24 protein-coding genes and 1 riboswitch are annotated in these 26,717 nt (G+C 46.7%); of the genes, 7 read left to right on the plus strand and 17 right to left on the minus strand.

Going from position 1 to position 26,717, the window contains the following annotated elements:
- Window positions 1-121: 121 nt before the first annotated feature.
- From ACOV1R_RS01365 to ACOV1R_RS01375, 3 genes are all read left to right on the plus strand, one after another.
- On the plus strand, window positions 122-1,711 hold the full coding sequence (locus ACOV1R_RS01365) for a PucR family transcriptional regulator (protein WP_003645875.1): 1,590 nt from the start codon (window positions 122-124) through the stop codon (window positions 1,709-1,711).
- A gap of 101 nt (window positions 1,712-1,812) precedes the next feature.
- Window positions 1,813-1,911: riboswitch (purine riboswitch) on the plus strand.
- Window positions 1,912-1,970: 59 nt separating this feature from the next.
- Window positions 1,971-3,311: a nucleobase:cation symporter-2 family protein gene (locus ACOV1R_RS01370; RefSeq protein WP_003645874.1), complete on the plus strand. Its 1,341-nt coding sequence runs from the start codon at window positions 1,971-1,973 to the stop codon at window positions 3,309-3,311.
- A 344-nt stretch (window positions 3,312-3,655) separates the two neighbouring features.
- A complete protein-coding gene (locus ACOV1R_RS01375; protein ID WP_003644722.1) occupies window positions 3,656-4,963 on the plus strand; it encodes an NCS2 family permease in 1,308 nt (435 codons plus the stop codon).
- Window positions 4,964-5,061: 98 nt separating this feature from the next.
- Here the strand turns inward: ACOV1R_RS01375 and ACOV1R_RS01380 are convergent, their stop codons facing one another.
- Window positions 5,062-5,964, minus strand: a complete 903-nt coding sequence (locus tag ACOV1R_RS01380) for an NmrA family NAD(P)-binding protein (protein ID WP_003645872.1) — start codon at window positions 5,962-5,964, stop codon at window positions 5,062-5,064.
- A gap of 310 nt (window positions 5,965-6,274) precedes the next feature.
- Between ACOV1R_RS01380 and ACOV1R_RS01385 the strand changes: the two genes are divergently transcribed.
- The 3 genes from ACOV1R_RS01385 to ACOV1R_RS01395 are packed head-to-tail and all read left to right on the plus strand — an operon-like array spanning window position 6,275 to window position 8,951.
- Window positions 6,275-7,099 carry an EAL domain-containing protein gene (locus ACOV1R_RS01385; protein ID WP_003642599.1) on the plus strand — a complete coding sequence of 275 codons (825 nt, stop codon included), beginning with the start codon at window positions 6,275-6,277 and terminating at the stop codon, window positions 7,097-7,099.
- On the plus strand, window positions 7,092-7,610 hold the full coding sequence (locus ACOV1R_RS01390; protein ID WP_054519010.1) for a hypothetical protein: 519 nt from the start codon (window positions 7,092-7,094) through the stop codon (window positions 7,608-7,610). The genes ACOV1R_RS01385 and ACOV1R_RS01390 overlap by 8 nt, the downstream gene beginning before the upstream one ends.
- Window positions 7,611-7,622: 12 nt before the next feature.
- Window positions 7,623-8,951, plus strand: a complete 1,329-nt coding sequence (locus ACOV1R_RS01395) for a glycosyltransferase family 2 protein (RefSeq protein ID WP_015825817.1) — start codon at window positions 7,623-7,625, stop codon at window positions 8,949-8,951.
- 189 nt (window positions 8,952-9,140) lie between these two features.
- Here ACOV1R_RS01395 and ACOV1R_RS01400 read toward each other — a convergent pair whose 3' ends face one another.
- From ACOV1R_RS01400 to ACOV1R_RS01475, 16 genes are all read right to left on the minus strand, one after another.
- Window positions 9,141-9,809, minus strand: coding sequence for a methionine synthase (locus ACOV1R_RS01400; RefSeq protein ID WP_021357035.1), 669 nt, complete (start codon window positions 9,807-9,809; stop codon window positions 9,141-9,143).
- A gap of 178 nt (window positions 9,810-9,987) precedes the next feature.
- Window positions 9,988-11,229, minus strand: a complete 1,242-nt coding sequence (gene purD, locus ACOV1R_RS01405; protein WP_027822325.1) for a phosphoribosylamine--glycine ligase — start codon at window positions 11,227-11,229, stop codon at window positions 9,988-9,990.
- Window positions 11,230-11,248: 19 nt separating this feature from the next.
- On the minus strand, window positions 11,249-12,781 hold the full coding sequence (gene purH / locus ACOV1R_RS01410; protein ID WP_011101892.1) for a bifunctional phosphoribosylaminoimidazolecarboxamide formyltransferase/IMP cyclohydrolase: 1,533 nt from the start codon (window positions 12,779-12,781) through the stop codon (window positions 11,249-11,251).
- Window position 12,782: 1 nt separating this feature from the next.
- Window positions 12,783-13,361, minus strand: coding sequence for a phosphoribosylglycinamide formyltransferase (gene purN / locus ACOV1R_RS01415; protein WP_003645867.1), 579 nt, complete (start codon window positions 13,359-13,361; stop codon window positions 12,783-12,785).
- Window positions 13,354-14,379, minus strand: a complete 1,026-nt coding sequence (gene purM, locus ACOV1R_RS01420) for a phosphoribosylformylglycinamidine cyclo-ligase (protein ID WP_015380733.1) — start codon at window positions 14,377-14,379, stop codon at window positions 13,354-13,356. Before purM ends, purN begins: the two co-directional genes overlap by 8 nt.
- A complete protein-coding gene (gene purF / locus ACOV1R_RS01425; RefSeq protein WP_027822324.1) occupies window positions 14,376-15,830 on the minus strand; it encodes an amidophosphoribosyltransferase in 1,455 nt (484 codons plus the stop codon). The genes purM and purF overlap by 4 nt, the downstream gene beginning before the upstream one ends.
- On the minus strand, window positions 15,815-17,980 hold the full coding sequence (gene purL / locus ACOV1R_RS01430; RefSeq protein WP_217203097.1) for a phosphoribosylformylglycinamidine synthase subunit PurL: 2,166 nt from the start codon (window positions 17,978-17,980) through the stop codon (window positions 15,815-15,817). The genes purF and purL overlap by 16 nt, the downstream gene beginning before the upstream one ends.
- Window positions 17,973-18,653, minus strand: coding sequence for a phosphoribosylformylglycinamidine synthase subunit PurQ (gene purQ / locus ACOV1R_RS01435; RefSeq protein ID WP_015380736.1), 681 nt, complete (start codon window positions 18,651-18,653; stop codon window positions 17,973-17,975). Before purQ ends, purL begins: the two co-directional genes overlap by 8 nt.
- Window positions 18,653-18,907, minus strand: a complete 255-nt coding sequence (gene purS, locus ACOV1R_RS01440) for a phosphoribosylformylglycinamidine synthase subunit PurS (RefSeq protein WP_003642588.1) — start codon at window positions 18,905-18,907, stop codon at window positions 18,653-18,655. The genes purQ and purS overlap by 1 nt, the downstream gene beginning before the upstream one ends.
- A gap of 1 nt (window position 18,908) precedes the next feature.
- Window positions 18,909-19,640, minus strand: a complete 732-nt coding sequence (purC, locus tag ACOV1R_RS01445) for a phosphoribosylaminoimidazolesuccinocarboxamide synthase (RefSeq protein WP_003642587.1) — start codon at window positions 19,638-19,640, stop codon at window positions 18,909-18,911.
- Between the two features lie 2 nt (window positions 19,641-19,642).
- Window positions 19,643-20,773, minus strand: coding sequence for a 5-(carboxyamino)imidazole ribonucleotide synthase (gene purK / locus ACOV1R_RS01450; protein WP_027822323.1), 1,131 nt, complete (start codon window positions 20,771-20,773; stop codon window positions 19,643-19,645).
- The gene (gene purE, locus ACOV1R_RS01455; RefSeq protein ID WP_003645861.1) at window positions 20,757-21,239 is read right to left on the minus strand and encodes a 5-(carboxyamino)imidazole ribonucleotide mutase; all 483 of its coding nucleotides are present in this window, start codon (window positions 21,237-21,239) and stop codon (window positions 20,757-20,759) included. Before purE ends, purK begins: the two co-directional genes overlap by 17 nt.
- A gap of 569 nt (window positions 21,240-21,808) precedes the next feature.
- Window positions 21,809-23,104: an NADPH-dependent oxidoreductase gene (locus tag ACOV1R_RS01460; RefSeq protein ID WP_003644728.1), complete on the minus strand. Its 1,296-nt coding sequence runs from the start codon at window positions 23,102-23,104 to the stop codon at window positions 21,809-21,811.
- Window positions 23,105-23,118: 14 nt separating this feature from the next.
- On the minus strand, window positions 23,119-23,727 hold the full coding sequence (locus ACOV1R_RS01465; RefSeq protein ID WP_003642583.1) for an NADPH-dependent FMN reductase: 609 nt from the start codon (window positions 23,725-23,727) through the stop codon (window positions 23,119-23,121).
- A 230-nt stretch (window positions 23,728-23,957) separates the two neighbouring features.
- Window positions 23,958-24,968 carry a lipoate--protein ligase gene (locus tag ACOV1R_RS01470; protein WP_003644729.1) on the minus strand — a complete coding sequence of 337 codons (1,011 nt, stop codon included), beginning with the start codon at window positions 24,966-24,968 and terminating at the stop codon, window positions 23,958-23,960.
- 11 nt (window positions 24,969-24,979) lie between these two features.
- Window positions 24,980-25,771 (minus strand): tyrosine-protein phosphatase, encoded by a 792-nt coding sequence (locus ACOV1R_RS01475; RefSeq protein WP_015380740.1) that lies wholly within the window; start codon window positions 25,769-25,771, stop codon window positions 24,980-24,982.
- A 297-nt stretch (window positions 25,772-26,068) separates the two neighbouring features.
- Between ACOV1R_RS01475 and ACOV1R_RS01480 the strand changes: the two genes are divergently transcribed.
- Window positions 26,069-26,704, plus strand: a complete 636-nt coding sequence (locus ACOV1R_RS01480) for a carbonic anhydrase family protein (protein WP_015380741.1) — start codon at window positions 26,069-26,071, stop codon at window positions 26,702-26,704.
- Window positions 26,705-26,717 lie beyond the last annotated feature (13 nt).

Raw genomic sequence — 26,717 nt, forward strand, 5'->3', positions numbered from 1 at the left:
ACCCATAACACTGGTTCGACGCTTCATTTGTTTTTAATCTATTTTTCATTTAATTATAGTCAAACTGCCAAATTATCGGTATACTACTTGTTAAAGATAACTAATTGTAGGGGGACTTACCATGCGTTTACAAACACTATTACAAACACCATCAATGCAACATATGCGGGTAATTGCGGGTGAACGCGGTCTCAAACGCGAAATTAGTAATATCGGAATGATCGAGTCACCTGACATTGCTGACTACCTTGCTAATGGTCAGTTTTTGATTACGAACGGCTATCCCTTCGTCAATACAACCACCGACCCACTAACTTTGATCAAGGCGATGCACAATGCCAACTGTGCTGGTCTCGGATTTAAGGATCATCGTTACGTTGACCATTTACCAAAAAAAGTGATTGAATTAGCGAACGAACTCGCTTTTCCAATCATTATTACGCCCGGTGATGAGTTGATTTCTGAAACCATGCGCAAAATGCTGAGCATCATCTTAAAGTCACAAACTAATGAGCTCAGTCGCATCGTCAAGGCAAACCAAACACTAGCGGATTTGTTGCTCAAAGACCCAACCAACACCACGGTCTTGAATAAATGTAGCGAGCTAATTCATCATCCTCTCTTCTTAATGGATAGTCATTTTCGGGTGGTCAGTGCTTCCCAAGATTTACCGATGACCCGCAATACCTTGACTGATTTTTTACGCAATCAAACCGATATCGACTATTTCAACCTCAATACCCGCGTCATTCTCCCTTACCAAGCAAATGACCTGACCATCATGCCACTATTTTCGGCTTATAAGGAAAATAAGGCCTTTGTAGGCGTCGTCGACTTGGACCCGGCCAACTCAACTGATCAGATGCTGACGCAAGTCGTCTTAAACACCTTGAGTTTCGTCAATGGTCGGGTGGACATGTTAAACGAATCCGCATTCCGCAACCAAAGTGGTTTCTACTTAAACGTAATGGATGGCGGTATTTCAAACGACCTCGTGAATAAGACTCTGAAAGCCCGCAATATTGATCCGAGTACGAAGTTCCACTGCGCCACCATTTTAGTCACGACTAATCACCAGGCCCTCTTAAGTAACCATCTCTTGGAACAGGTTCAGCAACTGACACTGTGGTTTATTAAAGAATACCAAGCATCCGTCATTGTTTTTTCATTAAAGCAGCAATTGGTCTTATTAATCAATGACCAGCAAAATGCCCAGCACTTTCTGACCGCCCTCGTTCAATTTATTCAGCCAAAGTTGGACAGACAGGCGCGTTTGATTGCTGGTTACAGTTATTCGACTCTACCACTAACCGAACTCGCAACAACCTATAATGAAGCGGCAGAAGCCTTGGCACTCAGCAAAAACAGTCCCCACGCAGTCACGATCTATCGGCCCAAGTACGTCAAGGAACTAATTTCACTGATTCCACAAAATGAAGCGCGATCGTTTGTCGAACGGGTTTTAGGTGGACTCGTCAGTGGTGTCAGTGCGAATGAACAACTTAATCTACTCACGACCCTGTATGGCTATTTTTATTACCATCAAAACATTGCCGAAGTGGCCGGCCACCTAGATATTCACCGCAATACGGTGATTTACCGCCTTAAAAAGATCGAAAAAATGCTAACGTTGAACTTGGACGATCCTGAACAGACCCAAACACTAGAAATGGCAGTGCTACTTTGGCATAATCAACAATCACAAAAGTGAACGTTTTCATTTTCATCTTCCAAAAAAATATCGTTTTCACGAACATTAATTTATTCGGCTACATTTGTATTCGGTTTTCATCTGTGCTAGAATAAGTCTCATTCAAATAAGTGGTAATTGCCTATATAATGTCATGATATGGTTGACGAGTTTCTACCCAACCCCGTAAAGGTTGGACTATAAGCAAACGAGGTCATCCCGTTTGCCGGGGTGACTTTTTTTATAGGCAAATCAGCTTAATCGAGAGAGGAAGATTGATTTGAAGGAAGTATCCGCAGCACCTAAAATTACCAATGTTAAGGCGGCCATTTTAGGGTTTCAACATCTGTTAGCTATGTATTCGGGTGATGTGCTCGTGCCATTATTGATTGGCGCGGCCTTGCATTTCAGCCAAGAACAATTAACTTACCTAGTCTCAATCGACATTTTCATGTGTGGGATCGCAACGTTCCTACAATTAAAACGTACACCACTAACAGGAATCGGGCTTCCCGTCGTGCTTGGCTGTGCCGTTCAAGCCGTCAATCCGTTGATTCAAATCGGTAAAACATATGGGCTGGGGACCATGTATGGCTCAATCATTGGTGCTGGTATTTTTATTTTTCTGATTGCCGGCTTATTTTCAAAGATCAAGAACCTCTTTCCACCAGTCGTTACGGGATCGCTAATCACAATTATTGGATTCACGCTGATTCCGGTCGCCTTCCAAAATCTTGGTGGCGGCGACACCAGTGCCAAGGATTTCGGTAACTTGCAAGCACTTGGCATTGGTTTTCTCACCATCGCAATTATTTTATTAATTAGCGTGTTTGCACGTGGCTTCATGAAATCCGTCTCGATTCTGATTGGTATTTTAGTTGGGACTTTGATTGCCGGGGCAATGGGGATGGTTTCTTTAAAACCCGTCGCTGAAGCTAGCTGGTTCCATTTACCGACCCTCTTTTACTTTGGGACCCCGCACTTTGAATGGTCATCCATTTTGACCATGATCCTCGTCTCCTTAACAACGATGGTTGAATCGACCGGGGTCTTCTTTGCCCTTGGCGACATTACCGGTCGTAAAATTGAAGGCGACGATTTAAAACGTGGTTACCGGGCAGAAGGAATTGCCGTCATCCTCGGTGGCTTGTTCAGTACCTTCCCCTATTCAACATTTTCTGAAAATGTCGGCGTCGTTCAATTATCTGGTGTCAAGACGCGAAAGCCAATTTACTTTTCCGCTGCGTTCTTAGTTGTATTGGGCCTACTGCCTAAGATTGGTGCGCTAGCGACGATTATCCCCGACCCAGTACTTGGTGGCGCCATGGTCGTCATGTTCGGGATCGTTGGCATTCAAGGGATTCGAATGTTAGCTCAAGTCGATTTCCGCAATAACAATAATTTACTCGTGGCAGCCGTTTCGATTGGTCTTGGTTTGGGCGTCACGGTGCAAACCAATATCTTCCAATTCTTACCTGGTGCACTTCAAATCATGTTGAGCAACGGGGTGGTCGTTGGTAGTGTAGCCGCAGTTGGCCTTAACTTACTCTTCAACCGCCACGCAGCCGAAAACACGGTTGATGATGAATCAGTCGGTCTCAATGAAACAGAACAACCTTAATTATGACGCTTAAAAGCAGCGGTTCACAGTCCTAATCTGGCAGTGAACCGCTGTTTTTTTGTTCTGCTACTTAATAGCCGCTCTCATTCTATTGATTGCTTTATACTGCCATTTTTTGCTGAATGTCAACCGTCGTACCGGTGAAGACTTTTTTTAAAGTAACTTTCTTTCGACTTGGCATAAAACTTGCCCATGCTGCCGAAGAGTCATCTAAACCTGGTCCATTCCAAAAACAAGCCATCGTGAGGCAATAAACTGATTAATCCCCTGTTACCCTAAAAATCAGTATGTTATACTAGACAATTGTTGAATTGTTAGTTTTTTATTAATTTTAGGAGTGGGTCATTATTCTAGAACAATTATTTCATTTGCGTGAAAACCGCACTTCAGTCCGCCGCGAGTTGATTGGTGGTCTGACGACCTTTTTAGCCATGTCATATATTTTAGCCGTAAATCCCGAACTATTGGGAAGTACTGGTATGAGTAAGACCGCCGTCTTCACCGCAACGATTTTAGCGGCCATTGTTGGTTGTCTCTTGATGGGGCTAGTTGCCAACTTTCCCGTAGCATTAGCACCGGGGATGGGGCTGAATGCCTTCTTTACTTATACAGTTGTCCAGGAATGGCACATTCCTTGGCAAACCGCTTTGGCGGGAGTCTTTGTTGCCGGAATTCTTTTCATCCTACTAACGCTCTCCAAGTTACGCGATAAACTGATCAACTTGATTCCAAGTGCGCTAAAATACGCCGTATCTGCCGGAATTGGCTTGTTCATTGCTTTTTCAGGACTACAAACCTCTGGGATTATCGTTGCGAATAAGTCCAACGCGGTCGCCCTGGGTAACTTGCACAGTCCCACCGTTTTGTTGGCGATTTTCGGGATTATCGTCGGCATCATGCTAGTCACCGCTAATGTAACTGGTGGTATTTTCTGGGGCATGTTCATCACCGCCGCAGTCGGAATGATCTTCGGTATTATTCCCCTACCAACTGGGATTATCAGTGGGGTTCCGAGCGTTCAACCGATTTTTGGTCAAGCTGTGACACACCTTGGTAATATTAATTCGTTTCAAATGATCATTGTCATCCTGACGTTCTTCATCATTGGCCTTTTCGATACGTCGGGAACCTTGGTTGGGGTGGCAACCGAAGCCGGCATGGTGGACAAAGAATCCGGCGAAGTCAAAGGCGTTGGTAAAGCGCTCTTTAGTGGTGCACTCGCCACAACTTTAGGAGCAGTCTTTGGCACGTCACCGACGACGGCTTATGTTGAATCGACTTCCGGCGTTGCCGTGGGGGCCCGTACTGGGTTATCTTCCGTCTTCGTTGCCCTCTTGTTTGCCATCGCCGCCTTTTTCTCTCCAATTTTGACGGTGATTACGTCCGCGGTGACCGCTTCAGCCCTGATTATCGTTGGTATTTTAATGTTATCAAACGTTCAATATATTGATTGGACCAAGTTTGAAATCGCCGTCCCAGCCTTTTTCACCATGATTATGATGCTACTAACTTACAGTATCTCAGAAGGTTTGGCCGTTGGCTTTATCTTCTACCCAATCACCATGACGGTCAAAGGCCGTTGGCGTGAAGTAAACGCCCTCATGTGGACGATGATGGTCGTCTTCATTCTCTACTTTGCATTTGTCGCTTAGAACTGATGGTTCGCTAAGCAATGATGGCAGTCTAAAACACCCCTGAGTCGTTTAACTCAGGGGTGTTTTTTAGTAGGCACGGCTGCATCTAACGCCTACTAGTGTTTAAGAACTTGTTGATTATGGTAATCTTCAGCGTAGACTTGGGCAAAGTCAGCAAGTTTAACATCGCCTAATCGAGGTTGATGTGCTCGATAATCCGCGTAAAAATCGTGGTCACGCTGGTAAGCGACCGTTTTAACATATTCCCGTGCAAATGCGACCGGGGTTCCGGCAGTCACTAAATGATCTTGCATGACCTCATCAGGCACTTGTGAAACGCGCAAATCCGGCATTTTAAGAGCCTGTGACAGTACGGAAGCAACTTCCAAATAAGTTTTCTCATCACTCGCAACATATGTCACCGTTTGCCCCGGTGTCGGTTCGGTCAGCGCCTTAATCAGTACAGTTGTAACGTCGACCGGCGCAACCCACACGTTCTTAACAGCCAAATTGGCATTTGTGTAGATTCGATGACTCTTTTTAACGGTTGGCACACTGCTCAGTAAATTATAGTACATTGCCGTTGGGCGGATAAACGTTAAGTCCACGTCTGGTAAAGCGGTTGTTAACGTTTGTTCGATAATATGATACATGTAAAGTGCACCGACTTCTGGTCCCAAGTCGGCCCCCACGCTACTCAGATTCACCACTCGTTTTACGCCGGCTGCCTTGATCGCAGCGGCATAGATGTCCGCTTGTCGTTTGGCAGCGGTATAAAGATCATCACTCGCCGCTATACCAGTTACCATGAGGTATACCACGTCAGCGCCCATGAACGTCTTGGTCAAAAACGCTTCGTCATCAAGTCGACCAATGGCAGGGGTTGCGCGAAAAACCTTTATCAAACTACTGCGAATTGCTTGATGACTGATGACCGTCACTTCATGACCAGCATGGGTCAGCTTAGGTACCAAGGTCTGGTTAATACGACCGATTGAACCCGTTAAAACAATTTTCATTTTATGATAACCCTCTTCTATACTTATTAAAATATCCGTCAAAGTCATTATCGATTATAAGCGACCACTAAAACCCCGTCAATCACTGGTGGTTTAGTTGGCTAAACAGTGTTGATGTGCGGTTGCGCGATTCGTTCATAAGACAGGACTGATTAACGCTAATCAAAAATTATTTCTATTTATCAAGAGATAATTTTTGTTGAAACTGTGCAAAATTAGGCCTATAATGTCAAAATGTTTGACACTGTCAACTACGACGGTTAGTCGCCTTTCCTGTTACCATAAGTTTTTCTTACGGAGATTATATTAGATGAGTCTAGCACAATTAGAAATAGGATTACTGTGGTTGACAGGCTCAATTGCGGTCATCTTCATCCTGACGATTGGTACTTACTATTGGTACTCCCGCAAACGTTCCAACAATTACCTTGAAAATGATGATTTTAATCTACGCTACTTTATTCAAAAACAAGTCGATTTTCGTGGCCGCACTACCGGCTATGAATGTCTCCTGCGTCAACAAAATACTGATGGTTCGTGGTCATTACCACCACAACTTGACTCACTTCCACTTCAGCGGGTGATCTTCCTGCTTGAAGATACCTTTAAGGCGCTACCTGATGAAGCGATTACGTTATCAATCAATTTAGAATACGAACAAATCATCAGTCCCGAATTCCGTTATTTTGTTCGCTGGGCAATTGCGAACATCGAACCGATGCACTTGGCAATTGAGTACACACCTCAATACCAACCACGTCGTATCAATAAACGCCTATTTCGGCGGCGAATTCGTGAAGCCCGCGGTTACGGCATGCAGTTTGGAATCGATAACGTCGGTGCAAGTCTAGCCAATCTTAAAAACATTCAGTGGCTTTTAAAAGATATCGACACGCTCAAATGCTCAATGCGCTCATTTCGCAAGGAAGACCCATCCGTCTGGCTGGACCTGAACCTCCAATTCTGGAATCAGCTCTCTAAGGAAAACAATATTGATCTAATTCTAATGGGAATCGAAAATGAGGCCGATGAACAGCTCGCCGAGCAACTGCAAATCAGCATTCGCCAAGGCTACTTATTCGGCCATCCAATCAATCCCCAGCAATCAACCACAAAGGAGAACCACGATGCCTAAACCAACCACTGATGATGTTAATCGGCAACAACTATACTCTGATGCGTACTTTGACACTGGCCATTGGGGACTCAAGATTCGCCAAACGATCGTTGGTATCGTGGGTTGGCTCGCAGTGATTGTGCCCATCACCGTGACAGTCCTTTCCATTTGGTCAAGTTATAATCCACACATTCCGCGTTTCTGGCACTACCATGAAGGTCTTTTCGAATTTAAGTTCATCGGTATCTTACTAGCCTTTTGCTTTGCACTCGCATCCCTTTTTGCAGTGACCATGACCATTATACAGAATCGTAAGCGTGAACGTGTCGTTGAACAGTGGCCAACCTTTAATCCCATTAATCAGAAAAAACGGCAGCAACTGCTCGCTCAGTTCATGGCGGACCGTTTCGGCAATGCCGAATTTCGTGAATATACCCGCCACTACCGGGTCAAGCCAGAACAAAATCTCGATACTAATCAGATTCAGCAACTTTATCAACAAAATAATTTAGACGATATTAACGATTAACCAGGGGGCGCCATGACAAATATTTTTATTGACCACATATTCGCCGCAACCTTATTTAAATCGGTAATCAACATCGCACTCCTGATTTTATGCCTCTACCCCATCGTTGGCTCTTTTTTCTGGTTCGCCGGCGCGCTATCCTACCGCTTTATCAAGACCAATAAGCGTGATGATGACTGGCAGTACATTCCGGCTGAACAGCAACCAATGATTACCATCATGATCCCGGCGCACAACGAAGAAGTCATGATTGAAGAAACCATCACATACTTATTTACCCAGCTCAATTATACGAACTACGAGGTCCTAGTCATGAACGATGGTTCGACCGACAAGACGGCCGCCATTATTCAACGGTTGCAGTCCGTCTATCCACGGCTACGAACCGTTGAAATTGAGAAAAACAAGGGCAAGGCCCACGCCTTCAATATTGGCATGTACTTTGCCCAGGGTGAGTATATTCTCAGCAACGACGCTGATACGATTCCAGAAAAGGACGCCCTGATGAAGTATATGAATTTCTTCATCCATGACCGCGATATGAATACATCCGCCGTCACCGCCAATATGGATGTTCAAAATCGAACGTCGCTTTTAGGTAAATCTCAAACCGTTGAATTCTCTAGTATCGTCGGTGTTATCAAGCGGAGTCAAACTTCCATCAACGACTCTATGTACGCGTATAGCGGGGCAAATACCCTCTACCGCAAACAATTTCTAATTGACGTTGGTGGCTTTCGACAAAATCGCGCGACGGAAGATATCAGTATTGCCTGGGATCACCAAATGGTGGGCGCCGTCCCGCGGTTTGCCCCTAACATCGTCTTCCATATGAACGTCCCCACCACAATCCGAGACCTTTATCATCAACGCAAACGTTGGGCACAGGGTGGCACGGAAGTGTGGTTAACGAACATTAAGAAATTCATTTTCCACCCAATCGTTCATCGCTATCAACTATCAATGTTCGTCGATTCGACGTTGTCAATCATCTGGTCCTTTTTCTTCGTCATCACTTCCTTGATGTTTTTGATTCTGATGGGTTACTTCCTGATAACCGGCAATTTTGAACGAGTCTACCACGGCTTGATGTTGTCATTTGTCTTTGTTAGTTTTGAACTATTGGCCGGGTTCATGCAACTGTTAGCGGCACTCCTGTTGGACCATCATGGTGCGAAACTAAAGTACTGGTTCTTCGCCCCACTCTACATGTTATTTTACTGGATGATCAATCCTATCACCGTCGTTGCAACGTTTATTCCTGCACTCAAAACCATTCTGGGCTTTGGCTCCGGAACGTGGGTCAGCCCGAAGCGGCAGTCATTGCAGGGTAAAAAGTAAAACGGTGTCTTAACACTTTCAATAATTGATGACGGGGCTACTGGTGCGAGAACTTGCAACCAGCCCAACCAAAAACGTGCACTTACCTGAGTGATAACTGACTCAGGTAAGTGCACGTTTTAATATTAATCCCTTTTGATCGTTTTCTTAGCTATGCAAACGGAGCTGCCCAGGCCACCCTGTGACTAGCTACGCTGAGTAACAGGTCCCATGTGTCACGTGCCACTCAACGCAGAGATCGGCAGGTAAATCACGAACGGCCTCACGACTTACCTGTGTGCCAAGTTCAGTAATTGAGCACCCTTGCTGACTGCCGAGGCCCTGGCGATTCAGCTGAATCGTCCGCGCACCAACTCGATACAAGTCACTCATGATCTGGTGGTAGGCTGCGGCCAAGTCATGCACCATTTCCGTATCTGATTGATAGACTCGATTAAGTGCGCGCGCATTATCGGACCGTTTGAGTTCTGCCAAGCACAGCTCGGGAGCGGGCAAAATTTGTTTATCCACAGTTCCACCACTGATTTGATTGCCCATGAATTCAAAATGCGCAACGGCAGGATGGTTGAAGCCACTGATTTTACCGGTCAACGCGAGCGCCGGCACCAAACCTATCCCGGATTGGGTGATGCCTTGTAGCCCCCAGAAAAAGTTAAAGTGCCACCAATTTAGATTATGCGACTTATCAACCGGTTTCCGAATATGATGCATAAAAGCAGCGTCCTCCATCCGTTTAAGTCCCGCCGCGTTAATATTCAACGTTGTTGTGCCCCGATGCAACCCTTTTTGAGACCGCATTGCCATTTGCCAACCATGTACACGGTGCCTAACCATCATCATCAATGTGCCAAATTCCATGCCCGTTTAGCCTCCAAATTAATTGCATTCTGCCAATATAAAAATCGTCCCCTACTGCTTAAAAAGGACGATTTCAACGTTTGGGTCAGCCTTTAACTGCCAACACCAACCATTATTCTTTTATGACGAATTTAAGTAATGTTTCCAGCATAGAATGGTGCTCACCGAATGTCAAGCGCTAATCGTGGGACGCTGTCATCCCCTTAACGCCAATATCAGTTCGGTACACTAGATTACCGACTCTGAGTTGGTCGATTTGTTGATAAACAGCCCGCTGTGCTGCGACCAAGCTCGGGGCACTTGCGGTAACCATCATCACCCGGCCACCCGCACTGACTAATTGATCCGGGGTACCCGCAACGCTAGCATAATCCGCACCAGCAACCGTCGGAACCGGTACACCGGCTTCAGTTGGTCCCGGATAACCGGGAGCAGCTAGTACGACGCCAAGATAAGTTGCCGTCGTTTGCCACTGCGCGTGTGGTTGCCGATGTTGCAGTAAGTCGACGATGACTTGATAAAAATCACTCTGTAGTTGTGGTAATAAGATCTGCGTTTCAGGATCACCCAGTCGCAAATTATATTCAATAACTTGAACACCGGTCGCAGTCAGGATTCCCCCAACATAGATGACCCCTTCAAAGCTTAACCCATCGGTTTTGAGACCTGCAATCGTCGGTTCAATAATTGTCGCAATCGTTTGATCGATAACCGCGGGCGTGATTTGCGGTACTGGTGAATAGGCCCCCATACCACCCGTGTTCGGTCCCCGGTCATGGTCCTGTAACCGTTTATGATCTTGGGCGGTCGGTAATAACGCATAGTGCTCACCACCAACCAAAACCATTTGGGAAAACTCAAAGCCAGCAACGTAGTCCTCGATCAAGACCGTCGAACTAGTTTTAAAGGCCGTCTTAATCGCTGCCGCGGCTTGTTCATAACTCGTCGCAACCGTCACCCCTTTACCAGCTGCCAGCCCATCGACTTTGATAACTTGCGGCACCGCTTGTTCATGACTATAAGCTAGTGCCGAATCCAATTCATGAAATTGCCGGTAGTCGGCCGTCGGAATGTGATGGCGACTCATGAAGGCCTTCGCAAATACCTTAGAACTTTCCAACTGTGCCGCAACTTGGTTGGGGCCAAAGATAGCCAGGCCGGCTGCTTGAAAGTAATCAACAATGCCCGTGGCTAGCGGTACTTCGGGTCCGACGAAGGTCAGGGTAACCGTATTGGCCCGTGCAAAGTTGACCAACCCCGCAAAGTCCATTTCGTCAATCGCTAGTGTCCGAATACCATCCCGGATCATGCCTGGATTACCGGGTGCACAATAGACGGTACTGACTTGCGGACTTGCCATCATTGCCTTGGCAATGGCATGTTCGCGACCACCACCACCAACTACTAATACGTTTGCCATGCACGCACCCATCCTTTCATTAATGCCGGAAGTGTCGAACACCAGTGGTGACCATCGCAATACCATAACGGTCGGCCATGGCAATCGAATCCTTATCACGAATACTACCACCTGGTTGCACGATTGCACGAATGCCGTGCTGCGCAGCATATTCGACGCAATCATCCATTGGGAAGAACGCATCCGAAGCTAGGATAGCATTTTCGTAGCCAGCTTGTTTCATCGCCTTACCAATGGCAATCTTAGTTGAATCGATTCGATTCATCTGACCAGAACCGATTCCCAATGTCCGATCTGCGGTAGTTACAACGACCGCATTGCTCTTAACGTGCTTCACAACTTGTTGGCCGAAAGCGAGTGCTTTTAGCTGCGCAGGTGTCGGTTGGGTTACGGTAACTACGGTAAAATCAGCTGGCGTTTCGAAGGCCGCGTCGACCTCCTGACGTAGTAAGCCCCCACCGACTGAAATCGTTTCAAACTTATCGGCCGTGTGCGTTTGCTCAAAGTCAACCGTCATCAAGCGCAGATTCTTCTTCTTGGCCAAAATAGCAAAGGCATCGTCATCAAAACTCGGGGCAATAATAATTTCCAAGAAGAGTGCGTGCATCTTCTCAGCCGTTGCGAGATCGACTGGTCGATTTAAGGCAATGATTCCCCCAAAGATTGAAATCGAATCGGCTTCATAGGCTTTGTCCCAAGCAGCCTCAATCGTCGTACCCAAGCCAACCCCACACGGATTCATGTGCTTCATTGCAACTACGGCCGGCTGTTGATATTCACTGACCATCCGCAAGGCAGCATCCGCATCCTTGATGTTATTGTAAGAAAGCTCTTTCCCATGAATTTGCTTGGCACCCGTAATCGAGAAGTGCGTCGGTAAAGCATTTTCGTAAAAGGCAGCCTTTTGATGGCTATTTTCACCATAACGCAGGGCCTGCTTCTTATCATAAGTAAGGGTCAACTTTTCTGGAAATTCTTCAGTCGTTAAATATTGGGCAATCAAGGCATCATAGGCCGCAGTATGTTGAAAAACTTTGGCCGCTAATCGTTGACGGAGTGCCGGTGTGACCGCGTCCGTCTGCAAATCAGCCAGAATCTGCTCATAATCAGCAGGATCAACAATTGGCAGTACCGCGGCAAAGTTCTTAGCTGCGGAACGCAGCATCGACGGACCACCAATATCGATTTGTTCAATAGCTTCAGCTTGTGTGACGTCTGGTTGTTGAATGGTCGCTTTGAATGGGTACAGGTTAACCACGACCATGTCAATCGGTTGAATACCAGCTGCTTTTAGTTGCGCCATGTGCGCTGGCAGGTCACGTCGTGCTAATAGTCCGGCGTGAACCTTAGGATGGAGCGTTTTGACCCGACCGTCAAGCATTTCAGGAAAACCGGTCACTTCTTCGATTCCGATGACTGGAATATCAGCTGCTTCCAGTGCCTTTTTGGTCCCACCCGTTGAAATCAATTCATAGTCAAGGGCAACGAGGCCCTTCGCAAAATCAGTTAATCCCTGTTTATCAGAAACACTTAACAACGCACGTTTTGTCATCTTAAATTGCTCCTTCATTAATGAGTGTCTGTAATACATCTGGATAAAATTGGTGTTCACAATCATGAATCCGGGTCGCCAGGCTGGCTAGCGTATCGTCTGGTGCAACCGGAACGACCCGCTGGGCAATAATTTGCCCGGTATCGATTCCGGCATCGATATAGTGAATGGTAACGCCCGTCTCAGTCACACCAGCGGCAAAAGCATCCTCGATGCCGTGACGACCAGGAAACTTTGGTAACAATGCTGGGTGAATATTGATGATTTTATGAGCATACGCATTCAAGAGGGTCGGACCAATAATGCGCATGTACCCGGCCAATAATACCAGTTCAATTTGCCGTGCTTGCAAGGCCGTCAAAATGATTGCTTCCGCGGCCGCTTTATTCGCATAATCATGAAAATCAACAATTAATATCGGTACGTTAGCTGCCCGGGCCTTGTCAATTACCGGCGCTGTCGGTTGATCACACACAAGTAACCCAATCACTACCGGTAATTGTCGTTCAATAATCGCTTGGTGGAGTGCAACAAAGTTGGTGCCATTACCCGAAGCAAATACTGCAATTTTATTAGGCATGCTCAGCCTCCTCAAAAACAACGGGTGTCGTACCAGTTTGGACTGTTCCAACTCGATAATAGGACTGAGCGTTGGCCGTCAAATTAGCCGTCACAGCTGCCACTTGGTCGGAGTGAACGATCAGAACCATTCCCAAGCCCAAGTTAAAGGTCGACCGAAGATCCGTAGCAGTCAGCCCACCGAGTTCGGCCAATAACGTCATAATCGGCGGTGCCGGCCATTGACCCAATTCAAGGTGCGCACTCAAGCCCGCCGGTAACGCTCTGGCGACGTTCTCAATCAAGCCGCCCCCGGTAATGTGGGCGATACTCGTCACTAATTTCTGCTGTAATAATGGTTGAACTGCATCAACGTAAATGGTCGTTGGTCGTAAAAGTTCCGTTTGTAAATCATGACCAAGTTCGTCAAAAACCGTGGTCAATTGGTAGTCGTGTTGTTTGAATAAAATATCACGAACTAGACTAAACCCATTCGAGTGGAGGCCATTAGACGGCAACCCAATCAAGACGTCCCCAGCCCGAACATTTGCTGGTGATAACAGGTCCGCGCGGTTCGCAATTCCGACCGCAAAACCAGCGAGGTCGTAATGGTCCTGACCATACATATCGGGCATCTCCGCAGTCTCGCCACCAATCAACGCTGTATGGGCCTGCTGACAGCCCGTGACGACGCCAGTCAAAATGGCTTTGACCCGCTTCTGATCCGTATGTCCAAGACCTAAGTAATCTAAAAAGAACTGGGGGGTCGCGCCTTGTGCCAAAATATCATTCACACACATTGCGACCAAGTCAATTCCAATCGTGGTATGTTGATCAGCAGCGATTGCGACTAAGAGCTTAGTCCCCACACCATCCGTCCCCGCTACTAACACGGGATCGTTGGCAGTTGCATCCGGACTAAGTGGAAACGCCCCCCCAAACGCGCCTAATTGCTGATTGCCACTCATTTGTTTGACCGTCTTTAAGACGTCGTAACCAGCGTTGATATCAACGCCAGCCCGCTTATACGCATCGCTCACTTGATCACCCCTTCATGATTGGCTTGTAATTGCGCAATTTCCGCATCATACTCGGCTTGGTAATCATACAGGGCCGTTGGATAATCCCCATTAAAATAGGCCATGCATAGTCCACCATACGGTTCGGTGGTCGACAAGCCAACTGCATCAACGACGCCCTGTTCACTGAGAAAACCAAGTGAGTCCGCACCAAACGTCTGACACATCTCCCGAATCGTTTGCTGAGCCGCAATCAATTCATTAGTCGATTGAATATCGATACCGTAAAAACATGGATAGCGTAATGGTGGCGATGCAATTCGTAAATGAACTGACTTTGCACCCGCATCTTTCAATAATTTGACGATCCGCCGACTGGTGGTACCACGTACAATCGAATCATCGATTAAGACGACTCGTTTACCAGCGACAACACCTTTGACCGCTGAAAGCTTCATCCGAACCCCCTGTTCTCGCAATGCTTGGGTCGGCTGAATAAAGGTCCGTGACGAATATTGATTTTTAATTAATCCCATCTCGTAAGGCAGGCCACTCGCTTCCGCATAGCCGGTCGCCGCTGATAAAGATGAATTGGGTACCCCGACAACAATGTCGGCGTCCACGGGCTGTTCAACAGCGAGCTGAGCACCCATTCGTTTACGTGCAGAATGGACGTTGACGCCGTGAATATCAGAATCTGGACGTGCAAAGTAGATAAACTCCATTGAACAAATCGCCAACTGTGTATCAGTCGTATAATGGTCGATCGTCAAACCATGATCATCGATCGTTAACAATTCTCCCGGCTGAACATCTTGAACAAACGTCGCACCAATCGTATCAAGCGCGCAAGTTTCACTACAAACGACGTACCCGCCCGTGGGTAACTGACCGACGACTAATGGTCGTAACCCGTTAGGATCCAAAGCGGCAATCAAACAATCATTCGTTAGTAGTAAGTAAGCAAAGCCTCCGTGGACTTGACGTAAAGCATCCTTAACCTGTTCCGTTAACGTTGCTGCGGGGCTGCGTCGAATCAGATGCATTAAAATCTCACTATCAGAACTAGCATGAAAAATGGCACCATGCTGTTCCAACCGTCGCCGCAGTGTCACCGCGTTCGTCAAATTGCCGTTATGTGCGAGTGCAAACTGTGAGTCGCTAAAATTAAAACCCAAGGGTTGAATGTTTTCCAATCCATGATTACCAGCCGTGGCATAACGTACATGGCCGACTGCAGCTTGACCCGTCAAACGTGCCAACCGCCGTGGGTCCCGAAAGACATCAGCCAACAACCCTAGTCCGCGTTCCGTCTGCAGTTTGCCGTGATCATTCGCCGTGATACCGGCTCCTTCTTGCCCCCGGTGTTGTAACGCATGGAGCCCAAAGTACGTTAATTGGGCGGCGTCCGGCGAGCCCCAAACCCCAAAGACGCCACATTCTTCATTCAGACTTCTTACTTCAGTAGGCATGGTAAGGCCCCTTCCCACAACTGTTTGGCGAAACTAACCTTAATATCAAACGCCTGATCAGCAGTTTGAACGTGTAGCCGATCCGTTGCAGTTGTTCGTCCTAAATAGGTCACATATGGTTCCATTAAACTTTCAAACGCGGCTTGCTGTGCTGGTGTCACCGAGATAACAAATCGTGACTGCGTTTCCGCAAAGAAGTTGGCAGCGGGCAAGTCACTGGCCAGTTCCACCCCGATATTTTGTGGAAAACATGATTCGGCAATCGTCGTAATCAAGCCACCTTCAGAAACGTCGTGGGCACTAGCAACTAGTCCTTTTTGAATCGCAGTTAACAATAGACGCTGATTACGATTTTCAGTCACAAGGTCAAAATCAAACAGCTCGCCACTGATTGTTCCCGTCAACATCTTTTGCAGCTCACTACCATTGAAATCGGCTTCTGTGGTACCTAACACGTAGACTGCATCGCCAGCGTGTTTAAAATCGCTAGTCGTAATATCTTTCTGATGCTTAATTAACCCGACCATCCCAATCATTGGGGTGGGATAGATGGCTTCCCCGTTCGATTCATTGTTCAACGAGACATTGCCAGAAATCACGGGCGTATTGAATAATTGGCAGGCACGAGCGATGCCCATCGCCGATTCGTCCAAATCGTAAAATTGTTCAGGTTTCTCTGGATTACCATAGTTCAAGCAATCAGTGATGCCTAAAGGTTGACCACCGGAAGCGACAATGTTTCGAGCAGCTTCCACATCGGTGGTGACCGCCAACGCCTTATCCGTATGTCGAATCCGTATGACCCCCGCATCGGAACCCGGCTTGACGACCGTATTCGTTTGGACCTGCGAGTCATACGTTCCATATAACGACGCTTTGGAAGCAATCGTTGGCTGTTGGAGCATCTTCTTCAATGTGCCAGTTGCATCAACTAGTCGTGGCATAAATTGATGATGGCTCTGATGGTTCAAGCGCGTTGGTCGTTTCTTTTCGCGTTCATAGACCGGCGCTTTGGTCGCAAGTGCATCGACGGGAACATCTGCAACTAACTTACCATGATGGAATAATTGATACTGGTGGCCGGCTGTCACTTTACCAATTGTGACAGCATCAAGACCGTACTTTTCAAAGACTTGATAAATTTCTGCTTCGGCACCAGCTTTGACACATAGTAACATCCGCTCCTGTGATTCAGAGAGCATCAGTTCAAACGGCGTCATGCCAGTTTCACGTTGTGGTACCAAGTCAAGATTCAGTGACAACCCACTGCCTGCTTTGGACGCCATTTCGGCTGAGGAGGAAACTAGGCCCGCCGCGCCCATATCTTGAATCCCGATTAAAACATCACGATGATCATGAATAACCTCGAGACACGCCTCCATCAATAATTTTTCCATAAAGGGATCACCAACTTGAACCGCGGAACGCTGGGTTTCATTGGCGTCATTAAATTCAGCAGAGGCGAAGGACGCACCGTTAATGCCGTCACGCCCCGTTTTTGCGCCGACATAAATAACGGCGTTGCCAATTCCTGTTGCTTGGCCCTTCTGAATATCAGCTTGATCCAAGATTCCAACACACATGGCGTTCACCAACGGGTTCTTCTGATAACTCGCATCAAATACCGTATCACCACCGATTGTCGGAATTCCAATACAGTTGCCATAACCGCCAATGCCGGCGACTACTTGCGAAATCAAGTATTTCGTATGAGCATCAGTCGGTTCCCCAAAGCGAAGACTGTCCAGCAGCGCAATCGGCCGGGCCCCCATCGAAAAGATGTCCCGTATGATACCACCCACACCCGTTGCCGCACCCTCATAAGGTTCAACTGCAGACGGATGATTATGACTTTCAGCTTTAAAGACCACGGCCTGACCATCACCGATGTCGATAATACCGGCGCCTTCACCAGGCCCTTCAAGTACCTGTTCACCCTGCGTCCAAAATTTTTTCAAGACTGGTTTTGAATTCTTGTAGGAGCAATGTTCGCTCCACATGCCGGAAAACAACCCGGTTTCAGTCTCGTTAGGTAAGCGTTGAAGGACCTTATCCGTTAATAATTGATACTCAGCATCGGTTAAGCCCCAATCCCGATAGACCTTAGAATCGCGAACATCTGTAGGTGATAATGGTTGCTTTTTAAGCATGGGTGACCTCCTCTTGACTCGCAATGACCGATTGAAAAATTCTGAGACCGTCCGTGGAACCTAAGATCATCTCCACGGCCCGTTCCGGATGGGGCATCATCCCAAGCACATTTCCCGCTTCATTTGTAATGCCAGCAATATTAGCCGTGCTGCCATTTGGATTCTCGACGTATTCGAAGATGATTTGATGATTAGCACGTAATTGCGCCAAGGTGGCCTCATCACAATAATAATTGCCTTCGCCGTGGGCAATCGGTAAACTAATTTGATCTGTCGATCCGTATGCGGTGGTAAAAATCGTCTCATGATTGGCAATTCGTAATGGGCTGTCCTGACAAATAAACTTCGCTGAGCGATTGGCCTGCAATGCACCAGGTAATAATCCGGCTTCGGTCAAGACTTGAAAGCCATTGCAGATTCCGATGACTGGTTTACCAGCGTTAGCAAATGCAATAACGGCCGGCATGATGGGCGCAAAGCGGGCAATCGCACCACTCCGTAAATAATCACCGTACGAAAAGCCACCAGGTAACACCACCGCGTCATAACCTGCTAATGAGGTCGCTGTCGCCGGAATCAAATCAGCCGTAACGTGTAAAATATCGCGCAAGGCATTCACCATGTCATGATCACAATTAGAACCAGGAAAGACTGGTACGGCAAATTTCATCATTACAAAGCCTCCATCTCAGTAATTTCGTAACGATAAGTTTCCATATTAACGTTGGCTAACAAGCGATCACACATCTCGTCGATTTCAGCGGCAACTGGCCGATCATCCGCGTGAATTTTCACCTCAAAATACTTACCTAATTCAACGGCATCGACATTCGTATATCCAAGTCGGTGTAAGGCATCATGAATCGCCTCACCCTTGGGGTCTAGAATTGATTGCTTATAAGTCACATAGATTTTAACTAAGTACATGTTAGGCCTCCTCAACGGTTGCTAGCCGCGTCAATACTTCCTGATAAACACTAGTCAAGTCGCCTAGATCCTTGCGGAAGACATCCTTATCAAGCGATGCACCGGTCTTTAGGTCGACTAACCGACAACTATCTGGTGAGATTTCATCAGCCAGCAAGACTTTACCGGTGGTCGTCAACCCAAATTCGATTTTAAAATCAACGAGCTGTACCCCCATCGCCGCAAAAATTGCCGTCAAACGCTGGTTAACCTGTAAGGCCTGCCGTTTAATTTCCGCCACGATTGCCGGTGTTGCAACATTTAGCGCGTGGATTTGTGAATCATTGATAAATGGATCATCCAGCTGATCACTCTTATAGAAAAATTCCAGTACTGGTTCTGCAAATTTGGTTAAGTGTGGCACGGCAAATTTACGCTCAAAACTACCCGAAGCCGCATTCCGAACAACTGTCTCCAAGGGAATCATGGTCACGCGACGGACAAGTTGCACGTAGTCTGAAGGTTGCTCAATAAAATGGTTGGCAATGCCGTGATTGGCTAAGTCTTTGAAAATCAAACTCGCGATGCGATTATTCAATCGGCCTTTCTGGTCAATGGGAACCTTCCGCTTACCATTTAGCGCTGTTGCTTGATCTAAGTATTCGACCCATAGAATTTCAGGATCATTAGTGGCATACATCGCTTTCGCTTTACCCGTGTAAAGCAAAGCTTGTTTCTCAATCGCTGCCGTCATTATTATTGTTCCCCTTTCAAATTTGCCACCGACGCTAATGCTGCGTCAATATCGTGATTTAATACGGTGACATGACCCATCTTGCGCTGGGGCTTAATGGCCGCCTTACCGTAGTCGTGAAAATGCCATTCTGGGTGTTCAACCAACTGTTGACGTGCCACTGTTAAGTCATCACCTAGCAGATTACGCATCACTGCCGGACTGGTCTGCGTAATGGCCGGAATCGGTAAGCCACAGATACTTCGAATATGGGCCTCAAACTGCGAGATGTTGCAGGCCTCAATCGTATAGTGACCAGAATTATGTGGGCGTGGTGCCAGTTCATTGACTAATAAAGTATCATCCGGTAAAACAAAGAATTCGATTCCTAGCACGCCGCGTAGTTCCAGGGATTCAGCAATCGAAACCGCAATTTTGCGGGCCGCACTATGAACACTGGGCTGAACATTAGCTGGGGCAATCGTTGTGTGTAAGATATGATGTTGATGCTGATTTTCAACTAACGGAAAAGTCGTAACAACACCAGCAGCACTACGCGTCACCATCATGGAAACTTCTGTTCGAAATTTCTGCCGCGCCTCTAGAATGCACGGCTGTGTCAATAAGGCACTAGCGGATTTTGTCACCACTGCTGTGTCTAGATCCGTTTGTCCGTGACCATCGTAGCCACCTGCCGCCGTTTTGAGAATTGCCGGCGTACCAACACGGTTGAGGGCGTAATTTAATGACTGTAAATCCGTCACCGGTGCGAAAGATGTGACTGGGATGCCATGATCATGAAGAAATTGCTTCTCATTAAGACGATCTCCAGTAATATGCAGGAGTGCAGTGCCCTGCGGTAACTTTGCATAGGCTTGCGCAGCAATCAAAGCATTCTCATCAACGTTTTCAAACTCGTAGGTCAAGACATCACTACGGCGCGCTAGATCAAGTAAAGCCGCCTGATCATCATAAGCCGCAACAATCTGAAAATCTGCGACCTGGGCTGCCGGTGCTTTGGGTGTCGGGTCAAGGACACCTACCCGATAGCCCATCGCCTTCGCGCTAAGCGTCATCATCTGACCGAGTTGACCGCCACCAACGATTCCGATCGTTGCGGGTGGTAAGAGTGCTTCCTTAAAATTGGCGTTCACTTTGTTCAGCCTCCTGACGTTGACGAGCACGAAATTCTCCAATTGCATGTTGTACTTGTGGTTCCCGTAAACCGATAATTTGGGCGGCCATTAGCGCACCATTCTTAGCCCCCGCATCACCAATCGCCATCGTCGCCACGGGTACGCCAGCTGGCATCTGTACGATTGACAATAACGAATCAACTCCGTTCAACGTATGGGTCTTAATGGGCACCCCAATTACCGGGAGTAGTGTATTGGCAGCTAGCATCCCGGGTAAATGGGCAGCGCCCCCCGCACCCGCAATAATAACTTGAATTCCCCGTGACGCTGCTTCTTCACCATAGGATTGTAATGTCTGGGGCATTCGGTGGGCCGAAATAACGTGACGCTCATAAGAGACTCCCAGTGCCGTTAACTGTTCTGCCGCTAATTGCATGGTCGGCCAATCAGAAATTGACCCCATAATCAAACCAACTTTCGCCATCATGATCCCTCTTTCCCTGTTTTCACCATTAGTTTAGCAATCAGGCGGGACACTGTCAACGAATTTCTTAACTTTATCTATTAATTAACGTTTTAATGTTCGTGTTAATGAAATTGATAATTAGATTAATGCTACCTCAACATGTACGAATTACCTCACTGTTTGCAGGTTTCCGGTGTCTGGAAAAAGTTATCAACTGATTTCAAGCGACTATTTTGATAATATTATTAATATTGAAATTTCCGAACAATCCGTCATCATCTAAATTCCACCATAACAAACTTACTGCTACCATTATCAACAACTATCCGTTGAAACGGGCCATTAACTTTTGTCGGTGCGCACCAACAATTAACAGCAATGACTGGGAATCGGCGTAGGACGAGCAACTAAGCATGTTTATGCTAACTCAGACTATTTATAGCGGGGATAAACTGACTGCCGCTGAACTTAAAAACAATCAACAACTTAATTTGCGAACGCTTTCCTAAAGGATCGGATTGAAGTGACCAAAATAACGCAAAAAAAGTCTCAAGGAAGCGATTCCTCGAGACTTTTTAAGGTACTAATTATTTTGCTGAAGCGCCGGAAACACTATCGACATCAGGTGCTTCAGGCTTGGTTGGTGCTTCTGGTGCGGCTTCCGTATCGGCTGAAGCGCCAGAGACATCATCCACCGCTGGGGCAGCATCAGGCTTCGTTTCCTTCGCCTTCGATGAAGCTCCTGAAACGGCGTCCGTCTTAGCATCTGGATCAGGTGCTAACATCTGGCCCGTCTGCTTCAGGTAATACTTCACGATTGGTAAGAGGTCGAGCACAAACTCGTTGATACCTTTGTACTCACCCTTATCGTCATGCAAAGCTTGATAATAGTGCATCACATACTTATTAGGGATACCAGGTACCGGTAACTTGAAGAGATCAGTCTCACCGGTTCGTAGCATGTGTACCGCTCGCTTAACACCAGGTACGGCCCGCTTTGGATGACAGTCAGCTAGTGGATTACCGGCTTGAGCAGGTGTCCGTGAAGCTAACATCTTGTCGCCATCCATTTGATGGTTATAGTATAAAAATTGGTTGTTGGCATCGGCATACGTCAATTCCATTGGCATCGAGTTGAGGAACCAATTTAATTGGTTGACGGTCAGCACACCCCGATCGAGCTTAACGTAGTCGTCACCCTCAGCCGCATGGGTCTTGGCAGCCGCTTGTTCGACCCAATCAGCCGCATGCATGTTGACGCCCTTGATTGTCGTTTCAACTTCGCCCTTAGCCTCAAGGTCTTCATTCTTCCAATCATCAGCGTGTGCTTCCGCATCCATCGCGTTGACCATCTTTACAAACTTCAGAAACTTGCCTAACGTTTCTTGTAAGAACGAGACAGTCCGAGCATCCTTCAGATTGTTTTGGTCATCGAAAGCCTGCTTAACTTCGCCGAGCAAAAATTCATTACCAGGCATGACCACAGCATCAACACCCGGTGACTCTAAAATCTGGCGTAGATTCAACTGTGCCCGCGACGAACCTTGATCATAGTAAGAAGCGCCAACGATCAATACGGGTTTCCCTGACATCGGGTGAATTTTAAACGACAACCATTCGATCACGCTTTTAAGTGCAGCAGTAATTGTATGATTATGTTCAGGTGTCGCAATAATGACCCCGTCCGCCTGCATGATCTTTCGTTTCAAATATTGAACAGCTTCACCTTCTGTTTGATCATCACTCTGATTAAACATTGGTACATCTTGAATATCCAAAATTTCAATATCAACCATGTCACTAAAATGATTAGCAATAAACTTTAACAGTAACCGATTATAAGACTTATCTTCAATTGAACCCGCAATTCCAACTAATTTCATCGTCGTCGCCCTCTCTATAATTTTTCCCAATCCATTTCACGAACTTCTTCATACGTCGTCGCGTTGGCATTCTTTAATTTTTTCGTGATTTCGACAAAGACTTGGAAATCCTTGAACAACCCATCGAGCTTCGTCGCTTTCTGTTGGTCCGTTAAATTCCCCTGGTCATCAAAGGCTTGCAATGAATGACCAAGCATAAATTCTGAACTTGGCATGATCCGCGCCCGTAATTCTGGTGAATCCAAAACTTGCCGCAGATGTGCTTGAGCCCGTGATGTGCCGAGTGCCCCGTATGAGGCCCCAATAATCATGACGGGTTTGTCCACGAAGGGCTGGATATGGAATGATAACCATTCGAGAGCATTCAGTAATGCCGCGGGAGCCGAATGATCATACTCTGGTGTACTAATAATCACACCATCAGCTTGTTCGATCTTATCCGCCATTGCTTGCGCCTGTGCCGGAATTTCATGATTTTCGGGCTTATTGAAGATTGGTAGACCCTTGATTTCCATTAATTCAATCTCTGCTTGATCCGCATAGTGGGACTGCATATATTGCAACAACTTACGGTTGGTCGACTCATCTGAATTAGTTCCAACCATCGCGATAAATTTGTGCATTGAGAACAACTCCTTCTATGATCAAATAGTCAAATATTATATAATTTCTTAGTCAATAACTATATTGTAGTAGATTTCACTAAAGAAAGCAAAATAATTTTAAGCGCTTTCAGTTTTACTATGCAAACAACTGAACTCACTGATATTAGGCTTATCCGTGCAATCAAGTAAATTCAGTATCCGCGCAACGTTGCCGCAATTATATCTGCTTAACAAATTTTTTCACAAAGCTACGACGCTACGATCAAATCAATCAAATCCGCCGGGGCAATTCGACCAAAGTAATGGGTTAAGTCCAACGGTGCTAGCGCCGTCATAATCGCCTGCCGTTCATATTTCACACCAGTCAACCGTGCAACGACGGGAGCAATCGGTTCTGCACCGAAGAAATCGCCATAAATCGTAACTGCTTCGATGCGCCCTGCCACCACGTTTAACTGAAACTCGACGGTCCCAGCATCAAAATGCCGGCGCTGCTTAACTGTAAACGCTGGTGACTGACCGTAAATCCAATCCCAGTTGGTAAAATATTGTTGGTTCAGTGCTGCTACCCCTGCCAGTGCCGTTTCATCTAACTGATACGTCTTAGCTTGACTCAAATCAGCCACGCCCAGGATTTCACGGGCCAACGTATCGCGAAATTCCTCAATCGTCAAGTGCTGATAAGCCGGCGCCATGTACGGTTTCAAGTTCGTGACTCGACTTCGGACCGACTTGATACCCTTAGAGGCCAACTTATCGGTCGGCACCGTAAGAGCTTTCGCAATTTGCGTCTGGTCGACATCATACATCAGCGTTCCATGGGAGAACATCCGGCCATTCTCAACGTGCATGGCATTTCCTGAGAACTTCTTGCCATCAATCAATAAATCATTGCGGCCACTCATCGTCGCACCAGTGGCCCCCATCGCGTGTAAAGCCTTTAGAACTGGTGCTGTGAACCGCTTAAAGTTACCAAAACCGTCCCCGTCGTCCTTAGTAATAAAACTAAAACTGACATTTCCAAGGTCATCATAAACCGCTCCACCACCAGAAGTTCGCCGCGTCAATGTAATGTGGTGTGCGTCAACATAGTCCTGGTTAATCTCTGCCTTGACATTTTGGTAACGGCCAACAATGATGCAGGGGGCGTTAATGTAAAAGTATAGAATCGGTTCCGTCAAATCGGCATGTTCCATCAAGTAAGTCTCAATGGCAAGATTCGTGCGAATATCATGGCTGGAGCTTGCAAGATAGCGCATCGTCACACTTCCTATTCTAAATAAATCCGTTGCAAATCATTGATTTCATTGTTAGTTAATTTAAGCTCAGTGTGTAAATAGTGGTTTAAATTACCCGATTGTCGTTTAATTTCGGTCATAGCGGCGTCCAAATAAGCCGCATCAACTGACCAGAGGGCCCGAATACTTTCGACCGTTGCATCTGATGCGCCCTGAGCACGTGCTTCGGCCATCGCACCATTGATCCGGCCAATCGAAGCCTGATTAGTTAAGAGATAATCCTGCTTGATCGTTTCAAAATCGACTCCGAGTGCGGTTAACAGGTATACCGCCCCCATTCCGGTCCGATCTTTTCCCGCAGTGCAGTGAAATAGTAACGTCGAATCGGGTTGATCATTTGCAAGTAGATTATCAAAGAACCGGCGATACTCGTCCTTGGCATGTTGCTCGTCGGCCACCATCTGATAGACCTTTAGCATGTGCTTGAATCCACTATCTGGATGCTTCTCCAAGTTAGCCGTCATCTTGTCAGTACCGTCAGAATTCCGCGTTTCGTCCACATTGAACACTGGTGCGTACACGTACTTAGCATTGGCAGGAATTCGATCTGGCGCATCTAAGACTTCTTGTGGTGAACGAAAGTCAATATCGTAGCGGACGCCATAATCATCCAGCAAAGCTTGGCCGGCTGGCGTTAATTGATCAAGTCCACCAGTCCGAATGACCTTATGCCACTTGATTTTTCGACCGTCTTTAGTCGAGTAACCACCGAGTTCACGGAAATTAATGCCACCTGGTACAGTTAATACACGTTGATTTGTCATTTTTGAAACCACCTATCTGTTAACTTTTCATTTTCTATTCTAACATTATCGGTCAGTTTAACGGTGCCCCAATCACCGAATCAGTCGCTTTATTTCCAAGATAATTCGTTAGCACCATCGACACCAACCGACATCAACGCGTGCTATAATGTAAGTTACATAGCCAGCGACGGCCCGTCGAATCCAGAACACGTTTGCTGACAAACAGCATCACAACCTTGGACCGATTAGCCATAAATTTCCATACTGGCACTAAATAAAAAATATTCACTGAATAATATAACGGAGGATCTTTCGATGACATTTGATTATGCACACCAAACTGATTGGCCCATGACTAGTGGTCAACATCAGTCACCAATCGATATTCAAACACAACACGTTCAGTCTTCACAGCTATCCGCCATCAGCTGGCGAGGCTTGTACCAAGCCAAAACGATTACGGGCGAAGCGACAACTTTGAAGGCTAGTGGAATTGGTGCCGCTTATTTGAACGACCGCGACTTTGCCTTTCAACAGATTCACTTTCATACGCCGGCAGAACACTTAATCGATGGGCAAGCCGCACCAATCGAATGGCATCTCGTTCATCAAAGTGCTACCGGCCAGCTCGCCGTCGTCGCCGTTTTTGGACGGATTGGCAAGCCTAATTCTAGTTTACAAGGCTTACTTGACCAGTTCACAGCCCAAACGAGCCATGAACTGACAACACCGGTCAACTTAACTGAGCTCCTCCCAGATACCGGGACGGTCTATCACTACTTGGGCTCATTGACGACGCCGCCACTAAGTGAAACCGTTGAATGGTATGTCTGTGCCGATACTGTCATGATTGGTGAACAACAATTAGCTGCTTATCAGCAATTATTTGCCGCTAATAACCGCAAGATTCAACCGTTAAACGATCGGCCAATCATTGCCGAACGTTTCTAAATAATTTTAATGG

Origin of the sequence: Lactiplantibacillus sp. YT640 (assembly GCF_049745435.1) — a bacterium.
Classification (GTDB): Bacteria; Bacillota; Bacilli; order Lactobacillales; family Lactobacillaceae; genus Lactiplantibacillus; species Lactiplantibacillus plantarum.

What these genes read in the sequence shown, in the direction of transcription:
- ACOV1R_RS01395 (WP_015825817.1), top strand. Translation starts at nt 7,623, where the DNA reads ATGACAAATATTTTTATTGACCACATATTCGCCGCAACCTTATTTAAA.
- purQ (WP_015380736.1), bottom strand. Translation starts at nt 18,653, where the DNA reads ATGATGAAATTTGCCGTACCAGTCTTTCCTGGTTCTAATTGTGATCAT.
- ACOV1R_RS01465 (WP_003642583.1), bottom strand. Translation starts at nt 23,727, where the DNA reads ATGCACAAATTTATCGCGATGGTTGGAACTAATTCAGATGAGTCGACC.
- ACOV1R_RS01385 (WP_003642599.1), top strand. Translation starts at nt 6,275, where the DNA reads ATGAGTCTAGCACAATTAGAAATAGGATTACTGTGGTTGACAGGCTCA.
- purF (WP_027822324.1), bottom strand. Translation starts at nt 15,830, where the DNA reads ATGCCTACTGAAGTAAGAAGTCTGAATGAAGAATGTGGCGTCTTTGGG.
- purH (WP_011101892.1), bottom strand. Translation starts at nt 12,781, where the DNA reads ATGACAAAACGTGCGTTGTTAAGTGTTTCTGATAAACAGGGATTAACT.
- purL (WP_217203097.1), bottom strand. Translation starts at nt 17,980, where the DNA reads ATGCTTAAAAAGCAACCATTATCACCTACAGATGTTCGCGATTCTAAG.
- ACOV1R_RS01460 (WP_003644728.1), bottom strand. Translation starts at nt 23,104, where the DNA reads ATGAAATTAGTTGGAATTGCGGGTTCAATTGAAGATAAGTCTTATAAT.
- ACOV1R_RS01365 (WP_003645875.1), top strand. Translation starts at nt 122, where the DNA reads ATGCGTTTACAAACACTATTACAAACACCATCAATGCAACATATGCGG.
- ACOV1R_RS01400 (WP_021357035.1), bottom strand. Translation starts at nt 9,809, where the DNA reads ATGGAATTTGGCACATTGATGATGATGGTTAGGCACCGTGTACATGGT.
- ACOV1R_RS01475 (WP_015380740.1), bottom strand. Translation starts at nt 25,771, where the DNA reads ATGACAAATCAACGTGTATTAACTGTACCAGGTGGCATTAATTTCCGT.
- ACOV1R_RS01470 (WP_003644729.1), bottom strand. Translation starts at nt 24,968, where the DNA reads ATGCGCTATCTTGCAAGCTCCAGCCATGATATTCGCACGAATCTTGCC.
- purN (WP_003645867.1), bottom strand. Translation starts at nt 13,361, where the DNA reads ATGCCTAATAAAATTGCAGTATTTGCTTCGGGTAATGGCACCAACTTT.
- ACOV1R_RS01480 (WP_015380741.1), top strand. Translation starts at nt 26,069, where the DNA reads ATGACATTTGATTATGCACACCAAACTGATTGGCCCATGACTAGTGGT.
- ACOV1R_RS01380 (WP_003645872.1), bottom strand. Translation starts at nt 5,964, where the DNA reads ATGAAAATTGTTTTAACGGGTTCAATCGGTCGTATTAACCAGACCTTG.
- purE (WP_003645861.1), bottom strand. Translation starts at nt 21,239, where the DNA reads ATGGCGAAAGTTGGTTTGATTATGGGGTCAATTTCTGATTGGCCGACC.
- purD (WP_027822325.1), bottom strand. Translation starts at nt 11,229, where the DNA reads ATGGCAAACGTATTAGTAGTTGGTGGTGGTGGTCGCGAACATGCCATT.
- ACOV1R_RS01390 (WP_054519010.1), top strand. Translation starts at nt 7,092, where the DNA reads ATGCCTAAACCAACCACTGATGATGTTAATCGGCAACAACTATACTCT.
- purC (WP_003642587.1), bottom strand. Translation starts at nt 19,640, where the DNA reads ATGACGGCAGCGATTGAGAAACAAGCTTTGCTTTACACGGGTAAAGCG.
- purS (WP_003642588.1), bottom strand. Translation starts at nt 18,907, where the DNA reads ATGTACTTAGTTAAAATCTATGTGACTTATAAGCAATCAATTCTAGAC.